The sequence below is a fragment of the Caldimonas taiwanensis NBRC 104434 genome, assembly GCF_001592165.1.
Lineage (GTDB): Bacteria > Pseudomonadota > Gammaproteobacteria > Burkholderiales > Burkholderiaceae_C > Caldimonas > Caldimonas manganoxidans.
Genome location: NZ_BCWK01000016.1, coordinates 58,965 through 65,150 on the forward strand (window position 1 = coordinate 58,965; position 6,186 = coordinate 65,150).

Annotated in this window: 3 protein-coding genes and 1 CRISPR repeat array; of the genes, 1 reads left to right on the forward strand and 2 read right to left on the reverse strand. The window is 57.0% G+C overall.

Going from position 1 to position 6,186, the window contains the following annotated elements; genetic code table 11:
* Positions 1–36 precede the first annotated feature (36 nt).
* Positions 37–1,011 carry a tripartite tricarboxylate transporter substrate-binding protein gene (locus CTA01S_RS12850; RefSeq protein ID WP_062196103.1) on the forward strand — a complete coding sequence of 325 codons (975 nt, stop codon included), beginning with the start codon at positions 37–39 and terminating at the stop codon, positions 1,009–1,011.
* Positions 1,012–1,137: 126 nt separating this feature from the next.
* Here the strand turns inward: CTA01S_RS12850 and CTA01S_RS12855 are convergent, their stop codons facing one another.
* Entirely contained in the window at positions 1,138–1,764 is a 627-nt protein-coding gene (locus tag CTA01S_RS12855) for a hypothetical protein (protein WP_062196106.1), read from the reverse strand.
* Positions 1,765–1,814: 50 nt separating this feature from the next.
* Positions 1,815–2,240, reverse strand: a complete 426-nt coding sequence (locus CTA01S_RS16635) for a hypothetical protein (protein ID WP_157451366.1) — start codon at positions 2,238–2,240, stop codon at positions 1,815–1,817.
* A 124-nt stretch (positions 2,241–2,364) separates the two neighbouring features.
* Positions 2,365–6,153: direct repeats of the CRISPR family, unit length 37 nt; unit sequence GTCTTAATCCCCTCGTGATCGGGGAAGTGATCGAAAC.
* Positions 6,154–6,186: the final 33 nt, after the last annotated feature.

The following is a 6,186-nucleotide window of genomic DNA, read 5'->3' on the forward strand; positions in this document are numbered from 1 at the left end:
GATTCGGCGCCATTTGCAACTTCAGGAGAACACGCCATGAAACGCCTGTTGCTCGCCGCCACCGCGGCCCTTGCCATCAGCGGCGTTGCTGCCCAAGACTTCCCCGGCAGCAAGCCCGTCACCTTCGTGGTGCCCTTTGCCGCTGGCGGCCCCACTGACAAAGTCGCGCGCGACCTGGCCGAAGCCATGCGCAAACCCCTGGGCGGCAACATCATCGTCGAAAACGTGGCCGGCGCCGGCGGCACCCTGGGCGGCACTCGTGTGGCCAAAGCCAACCCCGACGGCCACACCCTGCTCCTGTGGCACATCGGCATTTCCACTTCCCCGGCCCTGTACCGCAACCTCCAATTCAAGCCGTTGGAAGACTTCGAATACCTGGGCCTCATCAACGAAGTGCCCATGACCCTGCTGGGCCGCCCCAACCTGCCGGCCAACAACTATGCCGAGCTGATCAAGTGGATCAATGACAACAAAGGCAAAGTCAACCTCGCGCACGCCGGCCTGGGGGCTGCCTCACACCTGTGCGGCTTGCTGTTCCAATCGCAACTCAAAGCCGACATGACCACCGTGCCCTATAAAGGCACCGGCCCGGCCATGACCGACCTCATCGGTGGCCAAGTCGACATCATGTGCGACCAGACCACCAACACCACGCCGCAAATCGCCGCAGGCAAAGTCAAAGCCTATGCCGTCACCACCCTGCAACGGCTGAACACGCCCGAGCTGCGCAACCTGCCCACGCTGGACGAATCCGGACTGAAAGGCTTCAACGTCACCATCTGGCACGGCCTGTACGCCCCCAAAGGCACGCCCAAGCCCGTGCTGGACAAGCTCAACGCCGCCCTCAAAGAAGCGCTGAAAGATCCTGAATTCATCAAGCGCCAAGCCGCCCTGGGCGCCATGGTGGTCACCGACGCCCGCACCAATCCGGCCGAGCACAAGAAATTCGTCGAGGCCGAAATCAACAAATGGGGCCCGGTCATCAAGGCCGCAGGCCAGTACGCCGACTAAGCCTTCTGGCGCTTCCCCCTTTTACCCCTTGGAAACACGGCCCGCAACGACGGGCCGTTTTCACATCCTAACCGCCCCCTCACCCACGCCGCCGCAGCCCGAGGCTCGATGCCCACCGGCGTGGGCTCACCGCTTCGTTCGAGCCGACTCCCAGCGAGCCTCATCTCGCGCATGAATCTCAAAACGGCGGGCGATGAAAACCGGGCCGATCTTCGAACGCCAGCGCACCAGCGCATAGCCCTCGAACACCTCGGTGGTTTGGTATCCCGCTGGCCTGCGCCCGCAAAACAACCACAACTGCCCGCGCTTGGGCGCCGTCGCCTTGAACGACTCCCACTGCGCATGCCGACGCCCAAACGGCAGCCGAGGTGCGCCGCCCAAGGGATCGATCACCATCTCGGCGGCCTCGATTTCGGCCAAACTGACCGGGCGGACCAAATGCTCCTGCTGCACCACGAACTCGTCCGCATCCCGCAACCTGCGGGCCGTCTTGCGGCGGCCATACCACCCCTTGATCCCCCAATACACCGCCAAAGGCCAAGCCACCACCACCAGCACGGCGGCCAACACTGGCAACACCCACACCCGCACCAAGCGCCACCGCCTATCCTGACTGCGCGGATCATTCAATGCCTCCAAGGCTTGGGCCAACTCAGGCCGACGCCGCCACAACGGCTGACGAAAGTGTGAGCCCAACACCAGCAGCAAGCTCACCAGGCCCACTGCGAAATACGCATAGACATAAATCACCATGGCCTAACCCCACTTGACGGCCGCAGCGCCCCACATACAGACCGATCCCGTCATTCGTAAACATCCTCCGGCTGATGGTGAACGACCCACTCCTCCACCACGACGCCACGATCCACCCTCAAAAACCGCTCACGTTCCTGGATCAACTCGTACCGATGGCGAGCAAAGCCCAACACTTCCCCCTCAGGCGCTTCCAGCACGCCGCTATACCAATGAGCGAACACGCGCTCGGGATACCCCGGAAACAAGCTTTCCAACGTGACCGGCCCACCGTCGGCGCGCCCCTCGATCCCCACGAGATACAACCAACGATCTCGCACATCCCAAGAGCCGACATACCCCCGCCACAGCGACGTGCTGGGGATACAAAACTTCGGGCGCTGGCCAGTCAATGAAAAATACTTTTCAAGAGGCTGAGTACGCAAAGAGGATTCGACACCCTCATTTGTAAATATCTCACGACGCTGCGCAGTCATGATCCCACTCCGATCGGCCGGCAAAACAAACAGCGTGGATATTTGAATTCCTTCATCACCACCTGATCGAGCTCAGAAGGCAGCCACTCCCGTCTACTCACCATCGGGGAGTCACGAGCTGCCAGCTTCAATCCCCTCGTGATCGGGGAAGTGATCGAAACACAGCCAGGCCGGCGATCATGTTTCCGCAATTGGTCTTAATCCCCTCGTGATCGGGGAAGTGATCGAAACCGCATTTTTCCGCTACGAAGTAGCGGATTGCGGTCTTAATCCCCTCGTGATCGGGGAAGTGATCGAAACTGCGAGCCATCGACTCGCGCATCAGCGCCGAGCGTCTTAATCCCCTCGTGATCGGGGAAGTGATCGAAACGGCGCAGGGCCGCAAAACGGGCCGCCCTGCGGGTCTTAATCCCCTCGTGATCGGGGAAGTGATCGAAACCTTATCTGGCTATCCCTGATGCGGACGCTGTGGTCTTAATCCCCTCGTGATCGGGGAAGTGATCGAAACCAGAGGAGGTGGCGTGAGCTACCTCATCCCAGGTCTTAATCCCCTCGTGATCGGGGAAGTGTTCGAAACGGTGGACAATGCCATCGCCAAAGCGAAAGAGTCTTAATCCCCTCGTGATCGGGGAAGTGATCGAAACGCCATCGGCTGGCCGAGCGCGAGGCCTCGATGTCTTAATCCCCTCGTGATCGGGGAAGTGATCGAAACCTCGACCCCCGCGATGGGGTCCATGAATTCATGTCTTAATCCCCTCGTGATCGGGGAAGTGATCGAAACCCTTCCAGGAGGATACAGGGTATCCCCCATTCGGTCTTAATCCCCTCGTGATCGGGGAAGTGATCGAAACCGGCTTGCCAACTCAATTCCGCGCGCCGGCTTGTCTTAATCCCCTCGTGATCGGGGAAGTGATCGAAACAGAAGATGGCGGCAATTGCTTCACCGTATGGGGTCTTAATCCCCTCGTGATCGGGGAAGTGATCGAAACTTTTGCGGTAGGTCTATCGACCGCGCAGAAAGGTCTTAATCCCCTCGTGATCGGGGAAGTGATCGAAACTTCAACATGGCGCGTAACAAGCTGCACAAAGAGGTCTTAATCCCCTCATGATCGGGGAAGTGATCGAAACCAAGGGTGAAAGCTCACGTGACGGGGCAAATCGGTCTTAATCCCCTCGTGATCGGGGAAGTGATCGAAACCATCCTTGATGAGCAAGGGTTCGCGCGACGACGTCTTAATCCCCTCGTGATCGGGGAAGTGATCGAAACCGCTCCCCACTGTACAGCGGTACGTCGCGGCAAGGTCTTAATCCCCTTGTGATCGGGGAAGTGATCGAAACCCACGACATTTTTGACGAAGTGTACAAGTATTAGTCTTAATCCCCTCGTGATCGGGGAAGTGATCGAAACCGTCATGACTGGCAAGCCGCGAAAACGCGGCTGTCTTAATCCCCTCGTGATCGGGGAAGTGATCGAAACACAGTGGTGGGTGGGTCTATATGACCCGGTCATGGGTCTTAATCCCCTCGTGATCGGGGAAGTGATCGAAACTGTCACTGTTGGAGAAGCTAACAGAAGAACGCAGTCTTAATCCCCTCGTGATCGGGGAAGTGATCGAAACGGTTATACCGGCGACGATGCCGACAAGGCGAGGGTCTTAATCCCCTCGTGATCGGGGAAGTGATCGAAACCGAACAATCCGCGAAAAACGAGCCGAAGAAAGAGTCTTAATCCCCTCGTGATCGGGGAAGTGATCGAAACACTTGTCCAGCGAGAAGTTGTTCGGTAGTTGCCGTCTTAATCCCCTCGTGATCGGGGAAGTGATCGAAACTCGACCCCCGGGTCGATGAATTCATCATCACTGTGTCTTAATCCCCTCGTGATCGGGGAAGTGATCGAAACGGCCGGGCCAGGTCATACACGGAGGCCCTGCGTCTTAATCCCCTCGTGATCGGGGAAGTGATCGAAACTTGTTCGGTAGTTGCCCGCGGGCAATATACCGTCTTAATCCCCTCGTGATCGGGGAAGTGATCGAAACCGAATGGTATCACGAGTCACTCATCGAAAACCGTCTTAATCCCCTCGTGATCGGGGAAGTGATCGAAACCCAGTATCACGTCGCGTACAGTGGTGGGTGGGTCTTAATCCCCTCGTGATCGGGGAAGTGATCGAAACACTGCCCCATCCGCATGTGGGCGATCGCTTCTTTGTCTTAATCCCCTCGTGATCGGGGAAGTGATCGAAACAAGTACGAGGAAGACGCAGCGCCATTGAAAGAGGTCTTAATCCCCTCGTGATCGGGGAAGTGATCGAAACCCCAAATCGCCGCTCGCAGTAACAACGCCGTCAAGTCTTAATCCCCTCGTGATCGGGGAAGTGATCGAAACTTCCGTATCGCGTACATAGACGATATGGAAAGGGTCTTAATCCCCTCGTGATCGGGGAAGTGATCGAAACCGCGTAGCATGCGCGCGCATTCGTTGCTTGCGTCTTAATCCCCTCGTGATCGGGGAAGTGATCGAAACCGGACTGCGACGTGAAAGCGCTGGACAAGTGTCTTAATCCCCTCGTGATCGGGGAAGTGATCGAAACCACTTCCTTTTTCGTACTGGGACAAGGGGTCCCCGTCTTAATCCCCTCGTGATCGGGGAAGTGATCGAAACCGAAACATGATGTATTTAGGTGGCTGCGAGCCGTCTTAATCCCCTCGTGATCGGGGAAGTGATCGAAACCTGGAAATCACCCTCGAGTTCTTATCGAGGGAGTCTTAATCCCCTCGTGATCGGGGAAGTGATCGAAACTCGTTTGTGTTCCATGTCATGCGAATGCATGACGTCTTAATCCCCTCGTGATCGGGGAAGTGATCGAAACCGGCGCGAGACTTAGTTTCGGCCGTGTCGGCCAGTCTTAATCCCCTCGTGATCGGGGAAGTGATCGAAACACTGCCGCGGTGGACCTGTGCGAAGTCGTATGGTCTTAATCCCCTCGTGATCGGGGAAGTGATCGAAACACAGCCCGCAAGCTGCTGAAAGAGCAAACCAAGCGGTCTTAATCCCCTCGTGATCGGGGAAGTGATCGAAACCGACGCCACGCTTCAACAGCGTGGCGTCGATACGTCTTAATCCCCTCGTGATCGGGGAAGTGATCGAAACTCGCCGCCAAAATCGAAAATGAAGTGCGCAAAGTCTTAATCCCCTCGTGATCGGGGAAGTGATCGAAACCGTTGGCCGATCGAAATCCGAGCGCACTTACGTCGTCTTAATCCCCTCGTGATCGGGGAAGTGATCGAAACGTGGTAGGTCCACCGACCGCGCGGAAAGAGTCTTAATCCCCTCGTGATCGGGGAAGTGATCGAAACATGTGGGTTGCGCGAGCACGTTCGCTTTCGCTCGGTCTTAATCCCCTCGTGATCGGGGAAGTGATCGAAACCACTCCTCGTGTCCGGGTGATCGAGTTGCGCCGTCTTAATCCCCTCGTGATCGGGGAAGTGATCGAAACCCCATAGACGCTCCAATGCCGCCAGAGAGGCGGTCTTAATCCCCTCGTGATCGGGGAAGTGATCGAAACTGTGTGGTGTTGTTACACGGATTCCGTGTATCTGTCTTAATCCCCTCGTGATCGGGGAAGTGATCGAAACGCGCGCGTATGCTACGCGCGCGCGAAACCTCAGTCTTAATCCCCTCGTGATCGGGGAAGTGATCGAAACAATTCTTAGCCACAACTGCGGAAGTCGATTACGTCTTAATCCCCTCGTGATCGGGGAAGTGATCGAAACAGCTGCTGCTGCGGTTGACCTGTGCGAAACTGTGTCTTAATCCCCTCGTGATCGGGGAAGTGATCGAAACCCGCGTGTTTTCGTGTTAACGACAATAGCCGGAGTCTTAATCCCCTCGTGATCGGGGAAGTGATCGAAACGGCTGAAGGTAAAAAATGAACTACGTTAAGTTT

Coding starts and splice junctions, on each gene's coding strand:
- CTA01S_RS12850 (WP_062196103.1), top strand. CDS start 37: ATGAAACGCCTGTTGCTCGCCGCCACCGCGGCCCTTGCCATCAGCGGC.
- CTA01S_RS12855 (WP_062196106.1), bottom strand. CDS start 1,764: ATGGTGATTTATGTCTATGCGTATTTCGCAGTGGGCCTGGTGAGCTTG.
- CTA01S_RS16635 (WP_157451366.1), bottom strand. CDS start 2,240: ATGACTGCGCAGCGTCGTGAGATATTTACAAATGAGGGTGTCGAATCC.